At 43.2% G+C, this 21,636-nt stretch carries 17 protein-coding genes; 11 read left to right on the top strand and 6 right to left on the bottom strand.

Features of this window, described 5'->3' with window-relative positions; translation table 11 throughout:
- The gene (locus tag U5J89_RS10555; protein WP_322575592.1) at positions 1-1,590 is read right to left on the bottom strand and encodes an NFACT RNA binding domain-containing protein; all 1,590 of its coding nucleotides are present in this window, start codon (positions 1,588-1,590) and stop codon (positions 1-3) included.
- 53 nt (positions 1,591-1,643) lie between these two features.
- Here U5J89_RS10555 and U5J89_RS10550 point away from each other — a divergent pair, with 53 nt between their 5' ends.
- Positions 1,644-2,294: a hypothetical protein gene (locus tag U5J89_RS10550; RefSeq protein ID WP_322575591.1), complete on the top strand. Its 651-nt coding sequence runs from the start codon at positions 1,644-1,646 to the stop codon at positions 2,292-2,294.
- 292 nt (positions 2,295-2,586) lie between these two features.
- Here the strand turns inward: U5J89_RS10550 and U5J89_RS10545 are convergent, their stop codons facing one another.
- The gene (locus U5J89_RS10545) at positions 2,587-2,886 is read right to left on the bottom strand and encodes an HU family DNA-binding protein (RefSeq protein ID WP_322575590.1); all 300 of its coding nucleotides are present in this window, start codon (positions 2,884-2,886) and stop codon (positions 2,587-2,589) included.
- A gap of 218 nt (positions 2,887-3,104) precedes the next feature.
- Between U5J89_RS10545 and U5J89_RS10540 the strand changes: the two genes are divergently transcribed.
- The 4 genes from U5J89_RS10540 to U5J89_RS10525 are packed head-to-tail and all read left to right on the top strand — an operon-like array spanning position 3,105 to position 7,457.
- Positions 3,105-4,775 carry a sodium:alanine symporter family protein gene (locus U5J89_RS10540; protein ID WP_322575589.1) on the top strand — a complete coding sequence of 557 codons (1,671 nt, stop codon included), beginning with the start codon at positions 3,105-3,107 and terminating at the stop codon, positions 4,773-4,775.
- Positions 4,776-4,786: 11 nt separating this feature from the next.
- The gene (gene upp, locus U5J89_RS10535; protein WP_322575588.1) at positions 4,787-5,425 is read left to right on the top strand and encodes a uracil phosphoribosyltransferase; all 639 of its coding nucleotides are present in this window, start codon (positions 4,787-4,789) and stop codon (positions 5,423-5,425) included.
- Positions 5,409-5,972 (top strand): LPS export ABC transporter periplasmic protein LptC, encoded by a 564-nt coding sequence (lptC, locus tag U5J89_RS10530; protein WP_322575587.1) that lies wholly within the window; start codon positions 5,409-5,411, stop codon positions 5,970-5,972. Before upp ends, lptC begins: the two co-directional genes overlap by 17 nt.
- On the top strand, positions 5,973-7,457 hold the full coding sequence (locus U5J89_RS10525; protein ID WP_322575586.1) for an OstA-like protein: 1,485 nt from the start codon (positions 5,973-5,975) through the stop codon (positions 7,455-7,457). It begins immediately after the preceding gene.
- Positions 7,458-7,500: 43 nt separating this feature from the next.
- On the opposite strand, the gene U5J89_RS10520 is transcribed toward U5J89_RS10525, so the two are convergent.
- Positions 7,501-9,627, bottom strand: coding sequence for an elongation factor G (locus U5J89_RS10520; protein ID WP_322575585.1), 2,127 nt, complete (start codon positions 9,625-9,627; stop codon positions 7,501-7,503).
- A 231-nt stretch (positions 9,628-9,858) separates the two neighbouring features.
- Here U5J89_RS10520 and U5J89_RS10515 point away from each other — a divergent pair, with 231 nt between their 5' ends.
- From U5J89_RS10515 to U5J89_RS10505, 3 genes are read left to right on the top strand one after another with little or no spacing between them, the layout of a single operon-like run.
- Positions 9,859-10,857 carry an asparaginase gene (locus tag U5J89_RS10515; protein ID WP_322575584.1) on the top strand — a complete coding sequence of 333 codons (999 nt, stop codon included), beginning with the start codon at positions 9,859-9,861 and terminating at the stop codon, positions 10,855-10,857.
- Positions 10,858-10,859: 2 nt separating this feature from the next.
- Entirely contained in the window at positions 10,860-11,573 is a 714-nt protein-coding gene (locus U5J89_RS10510) for a ribonuclease H-like domain-containing protein (RefSeq protein WP_322575583.1), read from the top strand.
- Positions 11,574-11,583: 10 nt separating this feature from the next.
- Complete coding sequence (locus U5J89_RS10505) at positions 11,584-12,306, top strand: DUF2927 domain-containing protein (protein WP_322575582.1); 723 nt, start codon at positions 11,584-11,586, stop codon at positions 12,304-12,306.
- A gap of 149 nt (positions 12,307-12,455) precedes the next feature.
- On the opposite strand, the gene U5J89_RS10500 is transcribed toward U5J89_RS10505, so the two are convergent.
- Positions 12,456-13,727, bottom strand: a complete 1,272-nt coding sequence (locus U5J89_RS10500) for a glucose-1-phosphate adenylyltransferase (protein ID WP_322575581.1) — start codon at positions 13,725-13,727, stop codon at positions 12,456-12,458.
- A gap of 29 nt (positions 13,728-13,756) precedes the next feature.
- Positions 13,757-15,193, bottom strand: coding sequence for a glycogen/starch synthase (locus U5J89_RS10495; protein WP_322575580.1), 1,437 nt, complete (start codon positions 15,191-15,193; stop codon positions 13,757-13,759).
- A 162-nt stretch (positions 15,194-15,355) separates the two neighbouring features.
- On the opposite strand from U5J89_RS10495, the gene U5J89_RS10490 reads away from it, so the two are divergent.
- Together U5J89_RS10490 and U5J89_RS10485 are read left to right on the top strand one after the other, a co-directional pair.
- Entirely contained in the window at positions 15,356-16,276 is a 921-nt protein-coding gene (locus U5J89_RS10490; protein ID WP_322575579.1) for an ABC transporter ATP-binding protein, read from the top strand.
- A 10-nt stretch (positions 16,277-16,286) separates the two neighbouring features.
- Complete coding sequence (locus U5J89_RS10485; RefSeq protein ID WP_322575578.1) at positions 16,287-17,591, top strand: ABC transporter permease; 1,305 nt, start codon at positions 16,287-16,289, stop codon at positions 17,589-17,591.
- Between the two features lie 306 nt (positions 17,592-17,897).
- Here U5J89_RS10485 and U5J89_RS10480 read toward each other — a convergent pair whose 3' ends face one another.
- Complete coding sequence (locus tag U5J89_RS10480; protein WP_322575577.1) at positions 17,898-20,234, bottom strand: hypothetical protein; 2,337 nt, start codon at positions 20,232-20,234, stop codon at positions 17,898-17,900.
- Positions 20,235-20,442: 208 nt separating this feature from the next.
- Here U5J89_RS10480 and U5J89_RS10475 point away from each other — a divergent pair, with 208 nt between their 5' ends.
- The gene (locus tag U5J89_RS10475) at positions 20,443-21,447 is read left to right on the top strand and encodes an alcohol dehydrogenase (RefSeq protein WP_416208521.1); all 1,005 of its coding nucleotides are present in this window, start codon (positions 20,443-20,445) and stop codon (positions 21,445-21,447) included.
- Positions 21,448-21,636: the final 189 nt, after the last annotated feature.

Here is a 21,636-nt window from a genome sequence, read left to right as displayed (position 1 = left end):
TTAAATATTTTCAGGTTTCATTGGAGGTACCATTTCAACTTGTTCGCGCTCAACAACCACTGCTCCCGGTGCGGCTCCTTTTGGCTTACGGACATATTTTACTTTGGTATACATAACGGGAGCCGATTTCATACCGCGCGCTTTTGAAAAATAAGCCGCATAGCTGGCCGCTTTCAACAGTACCTGCTGCGGCGGATAATCTTTTCTGTTGCCCATACGAATTACTACGTGTGATCCACCCACGCCCCGGGCATGCAGCCAGATATCCTCTTTATGAGCATGACTGGTAAGCTGATCGTTACTTTTTGCACTTTTGCCAATCCATATTTCAAACTTCCCCTCCTTGAATTTTCGGAAGGGCGAAGTAGCCTGCTTGTCATCGCCACTGCCATACCCAAAATCTTCGAGCTTCTGCTTATTGTCTTTCACCCAGTCATTTAAATTAGGCAAGTGATCAATTTCTTCGATTTCATCCAACAGCTCCTCAACCTGTTCAAGTTCCTTTTTTACTTTTGGCAGACGCTCCCTGGCATTTTGATACGATTTCTTGGCATCCTTCGATTTTTCGTAATAATACTCGGCATTATCAGCTATTGATTTATCTTCTTTCAAGGGGATCGTAATCTCTTCATTATCTTTATAAAAATCCTCAATCGTAACTTCCGTTGTTCCCTCCGTCACTTTTTCATGGGCATGTGCCATCAACAGGTGGCCATATTTCTCATACTCTTCAGCACGTTTTAAACTTTTCTCGGCCTGCTTCAGCTGTGTTACTAAACTTTCTTTTTGAGATTTACTTCGCTCTAAAAACTGGAGGATATCCTCTTTGTTTTCATGCAGCCGACGCAAATGCACCGCATTTTTATAGGCAAAGGCAACACAATCATTGACCTTGTCACACTCTTTTTCGCTGGGGATATCCAACCACTCTTTTGACCAGAGGCAAAAATCTCCCGTTTTAACGACTCGGGGATGAGGATCATCTAACAACGCTTGGGTAACCTCATTGGTAAACTCCTTTACCTTTTCCGGAGGCATCTCATCCACATCATGCTCTTCAATTAGATACGGCAACAAATTACGCGGCAGAAGCGGATTCACCTCTGTCATCTGGTTTTTAGCTGATCGGCGGGGACTCACTTCCTCCTGAAATGTAGGGGCTTCCGGTTTAGGAGGAGTATCTCCTCTTACTTCATCGGGATTCTTAAAAGCATCTACAATCACATCCTCCTCAATCAGAAAAACATTGGGATTTCCACTGAAAAGCTTAAAAAGCAGATGCTGTCCATTCTCAAAATAGATAGATATCAACCGATCTTTATCCGCCAATTCCATGTCTATAATCTTTTCGCCTTCAAGCGATTCAAAAAAATCGATCACATTGCTTTTTTTGGGCGGACGATAGAAATCCAAAAACAGGGCTGTCTCTCTCGGGTTCGCACTAAATATCAGCCGCGATGTTTCCTCGTCCCGGTCTATGTACATATGGAGTACATCTTTGTGGGGAGAAATAGCAAAACTAAAAAATGCATCTTCAATTTTTTCTTTTATCTCGCGGTTTAAATATATTAGCGTATAAAAGTTGTTCATGCTTTAAAGAGACGTTCAGAAACGTAAAATTTTGAATTTAATAGATTGAAATAATGACATATCCGATATTCAACTCAGTAGTAAACCGGATAGAAAGTGACTTAAATAAGAGAGATTTCACTATTAATACCTTTCGCACTTGGAATGAAGATAGAATAAATGCAACGGGACTGGAAATTGAATTTGATCTCAAACCAAAATCTGATTTTCTAAAAGCATTATCCATAAATTTCGACTGGGATCGGTTCCGGGAAACGGTGTTGGCAAAACAGCTGCAAGGTATGGAAGAACATCCATTTTTACAGGAGGATAAAATGGTTAGTACATCCATTTCGCCAGCGATCGATATTGAAATTACCTGGCTGTTTGATGAAAAAGCGCCGCATTCTTCATTAGCAGCCCAAAACGGACACCACAGATTAGAAGATGCCAGCCAGTGGATGGAACAAATAAGCAAGGAAGTTAACGAACTATTGTCCGATGATGACATCATCACGCGCTGGCATATTGAAGTTGAAGGATCAGAAAGCGGCAAATATCTTTCTGCTGTTAACCTGATATCCTACTTCCAATACACACTTGAAGATATGAATAGCCTCAACGATGTTCACGATTTTGTGAGTCGCTGTCTGCAAGAACTGCTCGTAAAAGCAAACCGCGTGTTACGCATTGCAGACCAAACGCTGGAATCGCAAGCTGCATAAGGTACACGACCACAATTTGATTATATAAAAAAAGCCTTCAGAAAATCTGAAGGCTTTTTTTATATAATATTATCGTGACACTATTTCTTTTTGTGTCGATTTTTACGCAGTCGTTTTTTACGCTTGTGCTTAGCAATTTTGGATCGCTTTCTTTTCTTTCCGCTTGGCATAATAATCACCTCAATTTTTTATTCGTCGATACCACCGGCATCCGGGATAATAGTAATAACTAATTAAGATACGAATATCCCCTGAATAAAACCTAAAAATTTAGACTCAAAAATCCGGGATCCTATTCTTCCTCATCTTCCATAACCGATTCATTAACAGCCTCTTTAAAGTCTTTCGACATTTTTAGCACAGGCACGTACTGCTCGGGTACAATCACTTCTTCGTTTGTTTTAGGATTACGAGCAACACGTTGAGCTCGTTTTACTACTTTAAAAGTCCCGAATCCTCTCAACTCTATATGTTCGTTGCGTTTCATTGCATCAATAACCGTTTCCATAAAACCGTTAACAACAGCCTCGGTTTCAACCTTTGTAAGTCCCGTTGAAGATGCAATTACATCAACAATGTCTGCTTTTGTCATAGAACCTCACCCATTTTTCTTTCTAATCACTATTAACCGTGTTCCTTTAAAATATAAGCACCTAATCAACTAATACAATTGCACTTACATTTATCATTTTAACGTTTTTTAATGGTTTGTCATAGCAGATTATCAATTAAACTTAAAAAATTCGAAAATCTTTTTATACATTCCGCTTGATTGTTTCTCAAAAATAACCCAAGAATATTCATTAACACATGGAAACATTTGATCAAATTATAAGCTGGCTTGTAGATCTCATCTGGAATACCCCTGAAGCCATGCCCGCTATGGTGGTCATTTTATTGGCTTTTGGAATATACATAACAGTACGTTTAGGCTTTATTCAAATTCGCAGATTCGGTCACGGACTCAAAGTTGTAACCGGTTTTTATGATGATCCTGAAGACGAGGGCGATATTAATCACTTCCAAGCTCTCACTACCGCTCTGTCTGCAACAGTAGGTATTGGTAACATTGCAGGTGTAGCTCTTGCCATACATTACGGTGGCCCGGGCGCATTATTCTGGATGTGGGTAACAGCTTTATTCGGAATGGCAATCAAATTTACCGAGGTAACGCTGGCTCAAGAATATCGAGGGTCAAACCCTGATGGTACCGTCTCTGGCGGTCCAATGTATTATATCGAGAGAGGTCTTGGGGAAAACTGGAAATGGCTGGCTGTGGCATTTGCTATCTCAGCTGCTATTTGTGCATTTCTTACCGGTAATGCTGTACAGGCCAATACGGTTGCCGATGTTATGAAAACGGACTTTCAAATTCCCGTCTGGATTACAGGACTTATTACAGCCAGCTTAGTTGCGGCTGTAGTTCTTGGTGGCATTAAACGAATCGGAAAAGTAACATCGCGCCTCGTTCCATTTATGGGTATTCTCTATGTATTGGGTGCGCTGATAATTCTTTTGATCAACTACGAGTCTGTAATCCCTTCTTTTGTAACCATTGTCACCAATGCCTTTAACCCGACAGCCGGGGCGCTGGGTGTTGGTTCTGGAGCGCTCATATTTACATTAAGCTATGGTGTTCAACGAGGTTTATTTTCGAACGAAGCGGGACAGGGATCTGCCCCTATTGCCCACTCGGCAGCCAAGACCGACCAACCTGTTCGCGAAGGAGTTGTTGCACTACTCGAACCTTTTATCGATACACTTATTATCTGTACAATGACCGGACTGGTGATTATCTCTACCGGTGCTTGGGACATGCATCACAAATCTTCCATCGATCCCACTGCTGATATCATTTCCTATTCTTACACCGAAACAACCGATGATACGGGGCAAGCTGGAGATGCACCTGTCCTTTATTTTGAAAACGGTGTGCCTACCAATGGAGAGATGACACACTACGGCGCACCTGTAGATACGATGTTTACTAATGAATCATACACAACCCCATTTAACGGACGTATTGAATTATCACAGCGACAAAATGAAGATGGATACCGTGGAGTTACGGTTTATTCTTCTGACGACACCCAATTAACCAATCTCTACGGCGGCGTAGTACAAAATGGTGCTCCATTAACATCAGCTGCTTTTGAAAAGGGATTAGCCCCCGTTATGCCCGGAGGTGGATATCTAGTGACATTTGCAGTACTTCTATTTGCGATCTCTACCTCCATTAGCTGGAGCTACTACGGCGACCGCGCCGCGCAATATCTGTTCGGCTTTGAATCCATATTCTGGTATCGTATAGCCTTTGTAGGAATGCACTTTTTCGGCGCCGTTGTTACCCTCACTACCATTTGGGCGTTTGGCGATGTGATGCTGGGACTGATGGCCTTTTTCAACATCATTGCGCTCTTTGCTCTGTCAGGAGTTGCATACAAAATCACTAAGAAATACTTTGAAAATCCAGATGTATAACCACAACTATTATGTCTGATTTCAAAAATGTTACGCTGATAAAACATCCCGTAGTCAACAGAGACTTAACGATACTGCGGGATGTAAATACTAACATCTCTGAATTCAGGGCAGCTATTAAACGTATAGCCATGATTCTGGCTTATCACGCCCTTAAGGAACTACCCCAAACTACCTTTGAGGTCGAGACACCAATCCAAAAAACAACCGGATACGATATTGATCAGGGAGTAATGGTAGTCCCGATATTACGAGCCGGACTTAGTCTTTCCGACGCTCTACTTCAATTTATTCCCGATGCCCGGGTTGGACATCTGGGGATGGAAAGAGATGAGAACACCCATCAGCCAGAAGACTATTATTCCAACATCCCTGATGGCGTTGAAGATGACATGGTGCTTGTGGTAGATCCCATGCTAGCAACCGGGGGCAGCGCCCACGATGCCCTCTCCTTTTTGGAAGATAAGGGCGCACAACATTTGCGATTTGTGTCGTTAATTTGTGCACCCGAGGGATTGAAAAAACTCGAAGAAGAACATCCCAATGTACATACCATCACCGCAGCTATCGATGACCATTTAAATGATGATGCATTTATCGTACCCGGATTAGGTGATGCAGGTGACCGATATTTTGGAACAACACAATAACCTTTTTTCCTTTTTCTTATGCTTGTTAATTATAGCAGGCATCTCCTCGTGTGGTGATCTCTCGCAGGAAGAGACGCAACAGGTTGACGAAGCCCTAAAAGATTCCCTTACCTCCTCAACCGAAACGTGGGATGTAGACATGGAAATTATGGAAAATGGGCAAAAAAAGGTCCGGTTATGGGGATCTTATGCAGCTACTTATTCTAAAAATGACAAAAACGAGACTCGAATAAAAGGACCTGTTACTGTTCACGTTTTTGACTCTGTAGGTGCTGTTAAAACAAAAGTATTCGCCAATAGAGCTGTATATAAGCCCGAAGATACGATTTTTGAACTATTTGGGGATGTCCAGGTAGAAACTAGAGATAACCGCCATCTCAACTCAGAATATCTGGAATGGAACCAATCCACCAATAACATCAGTACACCCAAATTTGTCATAATTAAAACACCAACTGACAGTATTGCTGGAACCGGTTTCGAGGGCGACACTGATTTAGAAGACTATACTATAAAAGAACCCAAAGGACGCGTAATCGTTGATTAAATGATCCACAAAATCACCCAGATATTACCTAAAATTATCTTCCTGCTATTTTTATTTGTAGCAGTTCAATGGGTTGGATGGAATCAAAATGTGCATGCACAAAATCAGGTTAATATTTTAGAAGCCGATAGTATCAAGGGAGGACAGTACGAGGGGGAGCGAGTGCAAAAGATTCTTGGTGATGTCCATTTGCAAAGCGAAAACATGGAAATGTACTGTGACAGCGCCTACCAGTTTGTCAACAAAAATGAGATACGTGCTTTCGGCAATATTCAAATCGAAACTGAGAGCGAAAAAATTTGGGCCGACACGCTGAGATACTACACCAACATTGATTTTAGTCAGTTGCGTGGACGAGTTATTATTGAAGCTGACAGCACCACTCTCTTTGGAAACAGCGTTGATTACCGCTTTTCAACCAAAGTAGCCAATTTTCTTGATGAGATCCGGCTCGAAGATCAACGGGGTACATTGGTAGCAGATTCAGGATTCTACTATCGAGAACCCGACAGTGCTAAATTCTATGGGAAAGTACAGATATCCGACTCACTTCAGTATCTTGAAGGGGATTCACTGTTCAGTAATCGAAAAACAAAGTATTACGAGCTGTATGGCAAGGTTTTTGGGAATGACCAAGAAAATGACTCAATGATTATGGGACAATACCTGGAAGCTGATTCTACCGGCCGGCGATTACTTGAGGGCAATGCATGGCTTAAAAGTTTTCAAAATGATACTGTCGACACCGCTCAAGCCGATACTACCCACATTAGGGCTAAAACCATTTTATCGAAGGAGCAGCGTACGCCAACAGATACTTCGGCTATCGTATTTGGATATGACAGCGTGCGCATTTGGTCGCCCTCCTTTGCCTCCGTGTCAGACACCTCAAAGTATACCGACAGCACCGAAACGTTTGAGCTCTGGTCCAATGCAAAATCATGGCATAAACAGATACAACTAACAGGACCTTATATCAGAGCTAAAATTGTCAATGGAGATATTGACAGCTTAATTTCTTACCCCCGACCCTTTTCAGTTCAGCAAGACACCTCCATCAATCGGCTCAATCAAATTACCGGGGATACTCTGCACGCTGATTTTAATGATGGCGCATTAAGCGAAATCTATGTTTTCGGAAATTCCAAGCTGCTGCGCTTTACTAAAAATGATCAGGATGAATCCGACGGGGCTGTGGATCTATCTGCACCAAATATTCGCATCTTTTTTGAGGATGGACAGCTTGCAAGAATGAAGGCTACAGGTGCTGTAAATGGTTCGTACCTGCCAGAAAGCGAGAAGACCAAAAATCGTCGCCTCGATGGATTTAGCTGGAATCCTGAACAGCGGCCAGAGCGACCCCAGGAAAAAATGCAGCGACGCTTTCCGCCGATTCGCAAAGAACTCTTTTTTGAATTGCCGCGTAGATTTATCCTCCACCTCAAAGAAAATCATCCCGACAGCAAGTGGCTGAAAAAGAATTAAGATGTACAGCACTTCAAAGTGCTATACATCTTGAAGTATTCCATCAAACTTCCTGCATATCCATTGTTTCTTCCATTACGCGCTGTTGGATATCATGCGGCACCTGGTCATAATGCGAGAATTCTCGGCTATACCGGGCACTTCCCTGGGTGATGGATTTAAGCCTAGTAGCATAATGATCAAGCTCTTCGAGCGGAACCTGGGCTTTAATTTTCTGAATAGATCCCTCGGAATCCATTCCCATAATTTGCCCGCGCCGTGTGCTAATATCGCTCATTACATCTCCCATATAATTAGCCGGAACTGTAACCTCAATATTATAGATAGGCTCCATTAACTTGGGTTTCGCATCCATAAATCCCTTTTTAAAAGCCATGAGTGCTGCAGCACGAAATGCCGAATCATTGGAATCCACAGAATGCATATCACCATCATACACCGAAATACGCAGATCCCTAACGCGGCAGTTACTCAGCGGACCGGTTTCCATTTTCTCCATTATCCCCTTCAGGATAGCTGGCATAAAACGGTTGTCTATCACCCCGCCCACAATGCAATTTCGAAAGATCAGCCTACCACCCCATTCCAGGTCTATTTCCTGCGTATCGCGTACCTTTAGGTCGTCGTGCTCGGGCATATTATCCGTTAGTGGTTCCATCAGCATCGACACCGCAGCATATTGCCCGGCTCCACCCGACTGTTTTTTATGTTTATACTCTGTCCGAACCGTTTTAGTAATCGTCTCACGATACGGGATCTTCGGCTGAATATATTCCAGCTCGAGATTAAACCGCGTTTTTAGCGCATATTTGATCACTGCCAGATGCTCCTCCCCTTGCCCGTGAACAATTACCTGCTTTAATTCCTGGCTGTGCTCTATCTTCATGGAGGGATCTTCGCGCTGCAGCTGATGCAAAGCGTTGCCCAGCTTATCCTCCTCTCCCTCATGCTTTAACTCGATAGCCGTACGTATTACAGGGTCGGGAAAATGAATCGGCTCAATCTCTATTTCTCTGCCTTTTGGATGCAGCGTATCATTAACACCGGTATTCTTCAATTTTACAGCAGCTGCCAAATCCCCAGTTGGCACCTTATTGGCTTCTCCGCGTTTATTGCCATTTACCCAGTAAAGTCCGGACAGACGCACACCAGTTCCCGTAGTATGATTTATGAGATCCTGCCCCGGTTTTACGGTCCCACCGTATGATTTAAAATAGAGCATATCTCCCACGTGCGATTCCGAGCTATTCTTCCATAAAAACATCAGCGGATCACCGTCAGACTTCAACTTCACTGTTTCTCCATCCGTCGTTTTGGGCGGATTTGCTTCAAGGGGGTTGGGTGCCACATTTCCGAGAAATCCCATTACACGCCCCGTGCCCATATTACGTTTGGCACAGCAGCAGAACAACGGAAATATATCCCGATTCAACAGTGACTGATGCAAGCCTTCTCGCATCTGGCTTTCCGTAAGCTCACCCTGCTCCAGATACAAATCCAAAAGCGTTTCATCATTTTCTGCCACGGCTTCCACCAATTCATTATGAAGCAGATCGGCCTGCGCTTTATGCGAATCCGGAATGGGCAATTTATCAGGCTTGCCGCCATCCTCAGGAAATTCGTACATCGTCATTTTCAAAACATCAATGATAGCATGAAAATCTTCACCCTCACTGTAGGGATATTGAACCACAACTACACCACGACCGAATCGCTCTTTAGCCATATCCACCGCCTTCTGGAAATCGGAAAATTCGTTATCCGGTTTATTTACAATAATCAGCGATGGAATGTTATACTTCTCAGTGTATTTCCAGTGTAGTTCTGTCCCCACTTCCACCCCGTACTCGGCATTTAACGCAAAGATTGCCGTGTCGGCTACTCGCAGCGGCCCAACGACTTCTCCGATATAATCGGCCGTGCCGGGCGTATCAATGAGATTAATTTTACTACCCCTCCAGTCCAGATTTAACAGACTTGAAAACACCGATTTCTCTTTCTCATGCTCAATCTCATGATAATCCGAAGACGTGTTTTTTTGCTCAATAGATCCGCGCCTCTTCTTGCTTCCGGATTCAAAAAGCATCGTTTCTGCCAGTGTAGTTTTACCAGAACCGGCATGGCCCAGCAGCACCACGTTTCTAATTTTTGATGGCTTGTAAACATTCATAGGCTACCTCCGTTTTTTGGATAAGGAAAACACCAAAGTGCTCTGTCATGATACTATGCCAACGATAATACTTTGGAAGGCTACTATGTAAGATGGCTTGTTTGACCATTGCTCACTCCGGTGTTTAGATTGTCTTTAGACAAGTAAGGCAAAAAAAGATTTGAACTCAATACTTTCCGCTAAATTTGGTAACATTAGCTGCGGATTTAATAAAAACTCGAAACACCATTCATGAAAAGTATTTTACTTATCCAAACAGGCGGCACTATTGCCATGGATGTCAGCGGTGACCAAAAGCCGACACTGAATCCCCAAAAGTGGACCGAGCTGATGTATCAGGCTATTCCCGAACTTTCAGAAATTGCGGATATAAAAATGGAGCGGCTCTTTTTTGAGGACAGCTCCGATATCAACAAAAAACACTGGGCAGCATTAGCTGAATTTATCCGCAAAAATTATGAGGATTACGATGGTTTTGTAATTCTGCACGGCACCGATACTATGGCTTATACGGCTTCTGCGCTGTCATTTTCTTTACAGGGATTGGATAAACCGATCATCCTAACGGGAAGCCAGGTGCCCATGAGTAACATCCGCAGCGATGCACGGCGCAATCTGGTGAATGCTATTGAGATGGCAACGACATCTCTGCCCGAAGTGGCGATCTGTTTCAACGATTTTGTCTACCGTGGCAACCGGGCAACCAAAATGAGTATTGGCGATTTTGATGCCTTTGCGTCCCCCAACTATCCGCCCCTGGCAGAAATCGGGATCAATATTGAGATACGCGATCACGTACGTGCTCCATCAAATTCACTCGAAGTTGCAACTAATTTTTCTGATCAGGTTTTTCTTCTGAAAATCTATCCCAATTTAAATCCTGATTTCTTAAGCCAAATTAATTTTGGTGATAATCGAGCACTCATTATTGAGGCGTTCGGGAGCGGAAACTTTCCCATCCACGGTGAACAAAGTTTGTTGCCTTTCTTCAAGAAATGCCTTCAAAATAACCTACTGTTGATTATCACCTCGCAGGCCGCCTATGATGCCGTGGAGCTCAAGAATTACGAAAGTGGACGCAAGGCACTCGAGCTGGGAGCGCTGAGCGCAAAAGATATGACGACCGAAGCAACGCTCACAAAAATAATGTATCTTCTTGCCAGGCATAACAATAATACAACAGTAGCCGAGCAATTTAACAGGAATTTAGTTGGAGAAATGACGGAGTAATTATGTTTTTTGTTTTTGATGTTGAAACCATCCCCGATTTTGAATTTGTACGCCAGGTTATCGAAAATCCTGAAACAGATGAAGACGAATTACTGATACAGGCCAGTGAAGATTTAGCGCGCAACTCATCGGGATTTCTGCCGCCCATGTACCACAAAATGATTTCCTGGGTAGGTTTATGGGTCGAAAATAATGGCATGCCCAAGCAAAAAGTGGGCTGGCACGGCAGCGATGAAAAAGAGGGACTCGAAAAACTTTTTGACGCTCTCAGCACCTACAAAGATTTTGGGTTGGTGCATCACAACGGACGCGGTTTTGATTTACCGCTGCTCACCTATCGTGCCCTCAAACACGGGCTACAGATGCCCAAGCGGCTGAATCACTACGATATCAAATATCGCTATAGCAACGACAATGTTGATCTGCTTGATGAATTCAGCAACTATGGTGCAAGCTCGTGGCCAAAACTCAAACACTTGGGATATCTGATCGGCATCCCCTTTAAACAAACCGGTGAAGGCAATGAAGTGTTAAAAATGTTTCGTGAAGATAAACTTGCCGAAATTGAGCACTATTGCTACGAGGATGTCATGGCAACCTATGTCGTTTGGCTACATCTAAAATATACCGTCGGCGATATCGACAAGGAACTGTTCGATAATCTTAATGACAGGGCCATGAATAAGCTCAATGAAATACAGGGAAATAACGACTAATCGCCCTATCATGACAGCAATCCCAAAGCCGGCCCTAAGCTTAGCAGGCATATTTATATTTATTTTTCTCATTGGGATATCCTGTGCAAGTACTCAAATCCCCTCCTCTCTAAGCAGGCAGACAGAGAAAAATATTAAAAGTAAAAACCTGGTGATCACTGATGAGCTCACTGATTACTTCCTGGAAATTGCATTTGGCTCAGAATACAAAGGCGGTGATGGCCTGGTTACCTGGAATAAACCAATTAGAATTAAGCTTTTGGGTGATTTTACAACTGCTGATTCTATGGAAATTGCCGGCGTTGTTAGTGAACTCAACAATATATTATCATTCACCAACCTTCACCTTGTAAACGAGCAGGCTAATATCTCGATCTATTTTACCGATAAGAAAGGATTTGAGAAAAATGCTCCCGATTATGCCCACAATAACAGCGGTTATTTCTCTATTCAGTGGACCCCCAAAGAAAAACACGTTACTAAAGGAAAGATTTTAATTAATATTGATCAGAGCCAAGAGCGCAGAAATCACGTAATCAGAGAGGAAATAACACAAATTTTAGGGCTAATGAACGACTCTGAACGGTATCCCGATAGCATATTTTACCAGAACTACTCCACAGTTACCCAGTATTCATCTCTTGACAAAAAAGTACTTCAACTTTGGGAAGCACTTCGACCCCTTTCGGGATACAAACATAAACAGATAAAACGATACCTGCGAAAGTTGTAAAGTTATTAGATCATCGTACATGGATTTAGATGACTCGTAAAATTACAACGATCCGCAGCGAGACTGCGGACCGAGGTGAGATTATCAGATTCAAGAAAAAGTATTGAGTAAAAGCCTCCTCAATACTCACTAATTATATCTCGAGACTATTAAATCTTTGTTCCATCTTCGATAACTTCTCCCTTAGGTACAATCACGATGCCATCAACAACATGATAGTTTTCATACTCCCCATCTTCGAGATGATCGCCGCCGGCAATACGTACATCATCTCCAATTTTAACGTCTTTATCGATAATAGCATTGCTGATGAAACAACGCTGGCCAATTCCCATAGGTGGATTTTTCTCACTACTATCCTGTATCTCTTCCTGAGATTGGAAAAAATCATTCCCCATGACAATAGAGTGTTCGACAGTGGTACCCTTTCCTATTCGTGATCGAATTCCAATAACCGATCGCTCAATACGGCTGGCTTCTACAATACACCCTTCGGCCATTACCGAATGATCAAAAGTGGTACCCGACAATTTAGATGCAGGCAGCATCCGGGCATGGGTATAGATAAAGTCCTCATTGTCAAAGAGATTAAACTGGGGAAGGTCATCTGTTAAGGCCAAGTTCGCGTCAAAAAATGATTTTATCGTCCCGATGTCGGTCCAATAGCCATCAAACTCATAGCTTTGAACTTTGTAATCAGTATCAATGGCTTCGGGTATTATTTCTTTTCCAAAATCAGTGGCTTCATCATACTCTTCAAATAATTCATTGAGGACATCCTTTTTAAAGATATAAATCCCCATGGAAGCCAAATATTCTTTTCCTTCTTTTTTGAATTTGTCCGGAGTATCGGATTTCCATTTTTCGAGCTCATCAAAATCAGGCTTCTCAACAAAGCTTTCGATAAATCCTTCTTGATTTGTCTTCATAATACCAAAACCGGTAGCATCCTCAGCCACTACGGGAATAGTACCAATGGTAATATCTGCATCGTTATCCTCGTGCCTTTTCATCATCTTGCGGTAATCCATCTGGTAGAGCTGATCACCGGATAAAATAAGAACGTGCTCATGGCTGTGATTCTCCATATGATGGATTGACTGGCGTACCGCATCGGCTGTGCCCTGGTACCAATTTTTACTGTCCGGAGTTTGCTCCGCAGCCAATATATCTACAAAGCCACGACTAAAAACGTCAAAATTATACGTGTTTTTGATATGGCGATTTAGTGACGCAGAATTAAACTGGGTAAGAACATAAATACGTCGTAGCCCTGAGTTAATACAGTTTGAAATAGGTATATCCACCAAGCGATATTTTCCCGCAATAGGTACCGCAGGTTTCGATCGCAATTTAGTTAATGGATATAATCGCGTACCCTGTCCACCGCCTAATATTACCGCAATTACTTTTCTACGCATAAGTATGATTTCTGTTAGTTAGTTACCTATTATTCGATTAGTTCATTATACATTTTAATATATTCTTTAGACGAAGCATTCCAAGAAAAATCCAAATTCATAATTCTTTTACGAATGCCTGCCATTTTTCGGCCGTCTTTGAATAAATCTATGGCCCTTTGCACAGCATCATGCGCTGCATGAAAGGTAAAATCGTTGAAGGTAAATCCATAACCGTCATCTCTGCTGATATCTATAACGGTATCTTTTAATCCTCCAACATTTCGTACAATAGGTACAGTTCCATAGCGCATGCAATACATCTGATTAAGCCCACAGGGTTCCACGCGCGACGGCATAATCATAAAGTCGCTGCCTGCATAAATCTGATGGGCTAGCGACTCGTTATAATCCAACGTCGCATCAAAATAACCGATAAAACGATTACTCATCGACTCAAATTGGTGGTGCAACTCCCGATTACCGGTTCCCAAAACAATGAAATTTACCGACTGCTCGGACTCTAAAAATGAACGGAAAAGATCGGGTAACAGATCGGCTCCCTTTTCATGAACAAGCCGACCAATAAATGATATAGTCGGATATTGAGGATCCAGTCCGAACTTTTCGCAGAGCACCTTCTTGTTTTTCCGTTTACCGTCAGCGGTCTTGCGCTTATTGTATGAATGGGCAATCATCGGGTCGTTATCCGGATCCCATACACTGGTATCGATACCGTTGATAATACCTCGTGACTTCTGCTGCTCATTTTGAAACAGCAATTCCAAACCGTTACTGTTATACGACAGCTCTTTCATATACGATTCGGAAACGGTTGTGATCTGCCAACAGGTTTTAAGTCCCGCTGCAAGGCAGTTTAATTTCCCATCCCAATCGAGCAGACCAAAATTGCGCTCGTCGAAGTCAGGTAACATATATCCCTTTCCCCGGTCAAACTCTCCATGATATTCCGCGTTATGTACCGTCAATACAGTGGGAATATGTTTAAGATCATCATAACGATAACACTCGGTGAGCATAAAGGGCACCAGCCCGGTATGGTGATCGTGGCAATGCAACAGATGGGGCTTTTTCTTCATCCTGTTAAACCAGTCTAACACAGCAATTTGGAAACTGGCAAAACGCTCAAAATCATCCCAGTAGCTATTGCCCGTATCGGCATCGGTATAAATGCCGCGACGATCGAACCGACCGGGAATGTCGACTACATACAACGGAAATCCAAGCGTATTTTCCGTCTCTCGCTCGATCGAGAAATCAAAATGCCAATCTCCCAGCGGTGCACTACCCTGTAGCACGGTCTCAAAAGTGTGATTCTCCATCCATTCATTGGCATATTTGGGCATCACTACCGAAGCCTCGGCCAATTCATTATTGAGATATTTTGGCAATGCCCCAACCACATCTGCTAATCCACCTACTTTTGCAACGGGATAACATTCGGCACTTAGATGAAATACTTTCATTTTTGAAATAGAGTTAAAATAAGCTGTAAGATTCTTTGCAGAGCAGTATTTTACCGCAGTTTGATCATGTTGAAATAATCAAAACTTTATGCTTCAATCAAAATCTTTCTTTATCTATAATTTTATCCTACTTTCAGTGAAAAATAATCATCAATCACACATATGGCTGTAATTGAAGTAAGCAATATTTCTAAATCTTTTGGAGATACACAAGCCGTTGATAATGTGAGTTTTGAAATTCCAAAGGGACGCATTTTTGGGTTACTCGGTCCAAATGGCGCCGGCAAAACAACAGCAATTCGCATTATAAACCACATCCTTATAGCCGACAGTGGTACGGTAACTATTAGCGGCTATCCCGTAAGCTCAAAGACGCAAAGCATGATCGGCTACATGCCCGAAGAGCGTGGACTGTACAAAAAAATGAAAGTAGGAGAACAGCTCATCTACCTGGCACAACTCAAGGGACTATCGCACGAGGAGGCCAAAACAAAAATCCGCTACTGGCTCGATCGATTTGAAGCGGCCGACTGGTTCGATAAAAAGGTCGGTGAGCTCTCTAAAGGGATGTCTCAAAAAATTCAGTTCATCGCTACCATTGCACATAATCCCGACATCTATATCTTTGATGAACCGTTCAGCGGCCTTGATCCCATCAACAGCGAAATGCTAAAAGAGATCGTCATCGAACTACGCGACAACGGGAATACCATTTTATTTTCGACGCACCGCATGGAACAAGTTGAGCAGATGTGTGATGATATCTGCCTCTTTAATAATGGCAAAGCCGTACTTAAGGGAAATCTGCGCGAGATAAAACAGCGTTATGGCAAAAACACCGTCAACATAGAGTTTGAAGGGAACGATGCTTTTCTGGATGATCTACAGGATGTGCGCATCAACAATCGATCAGCAAATTACGCCGAAATTCGTGTGCTTAACGGGCAATCCATGCAGGAGATCCTCAAGAAAGCCATGAATCACGCCGAAATTTATAAATTTGAGCGCGTAGAACCCTCTCTTACCGAAATCTTTATCTCCACCGTCGGCGAAGACAATATTAATCCCAACGAATTAGCGTAAATTATTCACCATGAGTCTGCGACAAATTCTACTTGTGCTCAAGCGGGAATACATGACCCGCATCCGTTCTAAAGCCTTTATTCTTGCAACGGTTTTAATTCCACTGGGAATGGTTGTCTTTTTTGGCATTGTAATAGGTATTTCCTTATGGGATTCCGATACCGAACAGACTATCGGCATAGCCGACCGAACAGAGGTTTTGTATCCCCGGCTGCAAGAAATAGCTCCCGATCGCTATAAAGACTTATCCGATCTTGCCGAAGATTCATTACAGTCATTAGTCCAACGCGAAGAAATAGATGGGTTTATCGTTCTTGAAGAATCGCATATTGAAGGACAGAAAAATCCGGAATTTGTATCCAGCGGCAGTGGCGGACTCAAACTACAAAATACCCTGCGTACTGATTTACGCGAAGTTATCCGCAATGAGCGGCTTGCTCGGGCCAATGTATCGGAAGATGTTCAAAAGATTTATGAGAGTGATATTTCCCTGACGACGACTAAACTCACCGAAACAGGCGAAGAAACCGAAGACGATACAGGCTTTTTAACTATTGTGGGTTTTATTATGGGAGCTATTATTTTTGGTGCTATTTCGGGATACGGCGGTCTGATTACCCGAAGCGTAATCGAGGAGAAAACCAATCGTATTATTGAAGTTATTGCATCATCAGTAAAACCTATCGAGCTACTTTTTGGAAAATTAGCCGGTATAGGAGCTTTGGCTCTCACCCAAATGACCTTTTGGGTCGCTTCCCTTTTGGGACTTGCCGCGGCAGCGGGACCATTAGCCGGAATATTTCTTAGTGAACAGATGTCAAATATGCCCGAGACTGCCCAAGCAGCACAAGGCTCACAAGGTATTGATCCCGAAGTATTTTCGATTCCCACTATTGACACTTCGCTGATTATCTACTTTGCTATCTTTTTTATCCTCGGATACCTCATTTACGCTTCCATTTTTGCAGCAATTGGCTCAGCCGTAGATTCTGAAGCCGACACCCAGCAGTATATGTTTCCTGTTATGGTTCCTATTTTTGTGGCCTATATTATTATGTTCCAAACGATGAATAATCCCGATGGCACGCTTTCAGTTATTGGCTCACTGATTCCGTTCTGCACCCCCATCGTGATGATTACACGCATCGCCATCACTGATGTCCCATTTTGGCAAATATCGCTCTCAATTTTGTTGATGATCGGTACCTTCATGGGCACGATGTGGCTAAGTGCTAAAATCTACAGTGTGGGCATTCTCAGTTATGGTAAGAGTACCAACTGGAAAGAACTCATGAAGTGGGTTCGGCAGGGGTAGGTTTGGGTAATGAGATATGAGAAGTGAGTATTGGGAAGATGGCTTAAGCGTCCTCTATCTTGTTCCGTAGCTCTCGTAATAATATCCTTTCCGTGGCGGTGATGAGTATTGTCACCGGATATAAATAAACTTTTGTTAAAACCCCCAAGATTTTCGTACCTAAAAGCAGCGTTAAAAAAATGGTTACCAAAATTCTTTGGTGATTGAAATCCTCAGGGTTTAGGTATATAAATAGGCTATAGTAGAGATATGTAATCTTTCATCCTTCATCTGAAAAACCCTGAGAATTTTAGATAACCTATCCCACTAAAGAAGCTCCTCAATTTTTCGATAAACGCGAGCATCGTATTCATCCTGCCTGTAATCCTTAAGAAACGCTCGTATTTCATCATTTATATTCTGCTCCATGCCCCGTAGAACCAAGAACCGAATACGGGGATCAGCAATTTGAGTCAATTCTTCGGCGCGACCGAGCCAATTGGCCGCAGCACGATCATGCTGAATAAGAAGCTGATATGCCCGACTTCGAATGGGGTATGCATATTCCTGATCCGTAAACAGATTGGCCTGTTCCACAGCATCTTCGATTTGCCCCATATTGGCCAGCTCCTGAACAGCAAAAATTGATCGCATTCCCACCGAGTCCGACTGAACGACAGATTCTACAAATCCACTGAATGATTCCTCGGCCATCACAGATGTCAACACTTGCGTAGCTTTTTTGAACATTGAGAGTTCATCAGCTCGTTGTGCCACCGCCTGTACCGTATTCACAACCGTACTGTTCTGAGGATAATTTTGCAGCGCCATTAATCCCGCCTCACGAATAACCTGATGATCACTCTTCAGCGCATCCAAAAATACCTGCTCAGTACCGGATGCCCCATCCGTAATATCTGCCATGGATAGCAGAAGTCCCGCCTCTACTTTGGGCTCCAAATCCTGCTTCATAAAATCCTGAATGGCCAGCTGCAGATCCGGATTATCGCTGTGGTATCCCAGTTTTCGGGCGGCTTTTGCACGCTCCTCAACCGTCTCTCCGTTACGAAGTTCACTAATCAAAAATGAGGCCGGCTTAAACTCATCGAGTGTCAGCGTCGGGTGATCTTCAGCGGACAACCGCAGGGTATTAATGGTCGGCTGTACCTGCAGCACGATGGAATCTTCCTTGCCCGTAAAGGTCACTTTCGAGGTATCAACTTTCCCGGGATACATCGCATAGGCTTCTATGGTTGTAAGTTCCCCGAAATAACCATGGGTAGCTTTAAATCGCAGTTTAAGTGTTCCCTCGGCTTCATTGAATTCGTAATAAACCTCATAGGCTACCGAGTCTTTTGGGGATGATGATTCCTTAGCATCAACAGAAAATTGCGGACGGTTAAATAACGGCTGGCCAAGATGATCGTACCAAAAATTCGCATATTCTTCCCAACTTATTACACCGCCAAGATCCAGCATCTCAGGTAATGAATCCCGCATAAATGCTTTTACCGATTCATTTTGCCAAGATCCAATACCTTTTTGCCAGCTATTCCATCGTTCCGGTCCAAACTGCGAATACAACGAATGGGCGAACCCTTGCGGCTGATCTTTACTGCTCAACGTACTACTCTCTGACGTCAACTCCTGGAGCAACAGCGTCTGACTCAGCGTGATGGCATCGGCCTGGCTCCATTGTCGCTCACGCTGCTTTACTCCAAACCACTGGCCTATTATGCCGCGCATCAATTGCGTATCCAAGTCCCCTCTATTTTTATACAAAAATATGGTCGATGCTCCCCACGATTTTGTCTCTCCGTTGTGATCTTCCAACACCACAACCTGCAGCTGTTCATAAGGATATTGACGCTGCAGTTTTTCTTCTACCGATGCCAGGTAATCTTGTGTATTCTGTAGTAATGCCTGCGGATCGATTTGGCTGCCAAGCGATTTTTCTACAGCCAAATTAATCTTCTTTTCTCCGTATCTGGTTGATTCATTCTCAAAACTTCCGATTGCAAAAGCCAAACTGGAAGCCGGCACCTCTTTTTGTGATACAAATTGATAACGCATGGCATCCACCGAAAGCACTTCTTCCTCTGCTTTTGTTCCGGTAGCCCAAACCTGTACACCTGACGGAACCGAAATATTAAATGTTGTTTTAAGCGTTACCTGCGGATGATCTACAATAGGAACCCAATGCCGTTGTGCTCGTGGCAGCTGAGAACTCCAGATCGTTTCATTACGATTTTGTAGTACGCCAAATTGCGGACGTCCCGAATACCGGATATTTACTTCGAATTGCGACCCCGCCTCTGCGGAATCATCCACGAGAATAAACAGGGAATCATTTTGGAGCGAAAAATCTGCTGCATTTCCGTCTACTAAAACATTACTGATATCCATGTGAGAAGCATAAAGCGTCAGCGTATCGGCCCCACTAATATTAGCCTCAACCTGATATTTTGCCTCCCCATCAATACGCAGGTTTTGAGGTTGAACGCCTAAATTGAGTTCTAAGTCTACGAAGTTAAAATCCAACTTTGGATAAGGTTCATGATCAAACGACTGCGCCTTTACTTCAGATATCGTCAACATCATCAGAACCACAAAACCAGCTAAAAACAGAGCACGAGGAAGGGAATTAATACGAATTACAGGCATGGGCAATAACAATTTAAGTATTTAAAAGTCACTTCTAATTTTTTGTCACACAATTATGTAACGCAATAATATAAGGAGTCTTACACTTTCCGATAAATCTAAGTGAAGCTTTTTAAATTTGTTCCATCAACCGTAAATGATTCGTCATTTATTTCTGTTAGACAGATGTGCAAAAAGTTTAACACTAAAATATTTTCCTATGGCCTCAATGAAAGCAATGCAAGTATCAGAACCGGGTTCGGATTTTGAACTCGTGGAAAAAGATATTCCCACTCCTTCTTCAGATGAAGTACTAATAAAAGTTCAAGCGTGCGGTATCTGTCACAGCGATGCCTTTGTAAAAGATGGCACCATGCCGGGCATCGAATATCCGCGCGTACCGGGACACGAAGTGATTGGAACTATTGAATCAGTGGGTGATAATATCTCGGAATGGAGCGAAGGTCAGCGCGTTGGCGTAGGCTGGCATGGTGGACATTGCCACGAATGTGAAGCGTGCCGCAAGGGTGATTTTATCAACTGTGAAAATGCCCAGGTAACAGGATTGAGCTTTGACGGTGGTTACGCGGAATATATGACTGCGCCCCAAAATGCGCTGGCAGCTGTCCCTGACTCCCTCGATTCAGCCGAAGCTGCTCCCCTGCTCTGCGCCGGAATTACCACATTTAATGCGCTGCGCAACAGTGATCTCAATCCGGGTGATTTAGTAGCTATTCAGGGCATTGGCGGACTTGGTCACCTGGCCGTACAATATGCTCATAAATTCGGATGCGAAGTGGTTGCCCTTTCTCGCAGCACCGATAAGCGCGAATTAGCGTACGGACTGGGTGCCGACCATTTTATAGATACCGAAGACACCGATCCGGCCGAGGAACTGCAAAAACTTGGTGGAGCAAAAGTAATACTTGCAACGGCTCCCAACAGTAATGCTATTACTTCTGTTATTGACGGGCTCGGAACCGACGGTACGCTGATGATTGTAGCGGCCACGCCAGAACCGGTCGAAGTAAGTCCGTTCCAGCTAATTATGGGACGTAAATCGATCGCTGGTTGGCCCAGCGGCACGGCTAAAGATTCTGAAGACACCCTTGATTTTAGTGCACTGACAGATATCACGCCGACCATTGAAACTTATCCGCTTGAGGAAGCCAACGAAGCCTACGATCGGATGATCAACAATGAAGCGCGGTTTCGCGTAGTTCTGGAGATGTAATATTATATCGTTACCAAACCCTCAGGGTTTCTTTTAGTAGTAAGATTATACTTTCAAAAACTACTCAAATTTAAATTATGTTAAACCCTGAGGGTTTTATTAGTATCTGGTCGTAATGCTCCGCGTTGCGGCCTTTATAATTTTATTGATTATTCAAACCCGCAGGGTTTTCTCAAAAAGAATTTCTTT

The organism is Fodinibius sp. (assembly GCF_034521915.1).
Taxonomy (GTDB): domain Bacteria; phylum Bacteroidota; class Rhodothermia; order Balneolales; family Balneolaceae; genus Fodinibius.
The sequence above is the reverse complement of the archived record's forward strand: the minus strand, read 5'-3'. Positions and strand labels throughout refer to the sequence as shown.

Excerpts from the sequence above, each read along its gene's own strand:
- U5J89_RS10555 (WP_322575592.1), bottom strand. The coding sequence starts at position 1,590 with ATGAACAACTTTTATACGCTAATATATTTAAACCGCGAGATAAAAGAA.
- U5J89_RS10475 (WP_416208521.1), top strand. The coding sequence starts at position 20,443 with ATGAAAGCAATGCAAGTATCAGAACCGGGTTCGGATTTTGAACTCGTG.
- U5J89_RS10525 (WP_322575586.1), top strand. The coding sequence starts at position 5,973 with ATGATCCACAAAATCACCCAGATATTACCTAAAATTATCTTCCTGCTA.
- U5J89_RS10540 (WP_322575589.1), top strand. The coding sequence starts at position 3,105 with ATGGAAACATTTGATCAAATTATAAGCTGGCTTGTAGATCTCATCTGG.
- U5J89_RS10550 (WP_322575591.1), top strand. The coding sequence starts at position 1,644 with ATGACATATCCGATATTCAACTCAGTAGTAAACCGGATAGAAAGTGAC.
- U5J89_RS10510 (WP_322575583.1), top strand. The coding sequence starts at position 10,860 with ATGTTTTTTGTTTTTGATGTTGAAACCATCCCCGATTTTGAATTTGTA.
- U5J89_RS10500 (WP_322575581.1), bottom strand. The coding sequence starts at position 13,727 with ATGCGTAGAAAAGTAATTGCGGTAATATTAGGCGGTGGACAGGGTACG.
- U5J89_RS10545 (WP_322575590.1), bottom strand. The coding sequence starts at position 2,886 with ATGACAAAAGCAGACATTGTTGATGTAATTGCATCTTCAACGGGACTT.
- U5J89_RS10480 (WP_322575577.1), bottom strand. The coding sequence starts at position 20,234 with ATGCCTGTAATTCGTATTAATTCCCTTCCTCGTGCTCTGTTTTTAGCT.
- U5J89_RS10515 (WP_322575584.1), top strand. The coding sequence starts at position 9,859 with ATGAAAAGTATTTTACTTATCCAAACAGGCGGCACTATTGCCATGGAT.
- U5J89_RS10490 (WP_322575579.1), top strand. The coding sequence starts at position 15,356 with ATGGCTGTAATTGAAGTAAGCAATATTTCTAAATCTTTTGGAGATACA.
- U5J89_RS10505 (WP_322575582.1), top strand. The coding sequence starts at position 11,584 with ATGACAGCAATCCCAAAGCCGGCCCTAAGCTTAGCAGGCATATTTATA.
- upp (WP_322575588.1), top strand. The coding sequence starts at position 4,787 with ATGTCTGATTTCAAAAATGTTACGCTGATAAAACATCCCGTAGTCAAC.
- U5J89_RS10520 (WP_322575585.1), bottom strand. The coding sequence starts at position 9,627 with ATGAATGTTTACAAGCCATCAAAAATTAGAAACGTGGTGCTGCTGGGC.
- U5J89_RS10485 (WP_322575578.1), top strand. The coding sequence starts at position 16,287 with ATGAGTCTGCGACAAATTCTACTTGTGCTCAAGCGGGAATACATGACC.
- U5J89_RS10495 (WP_322575580.1), bottom strand. The coding sequence starts at position 15,193 with ATGAAAGTATTTCATCTAAGTGCCGAATGTTATCCCGTTGCAAAAGTA.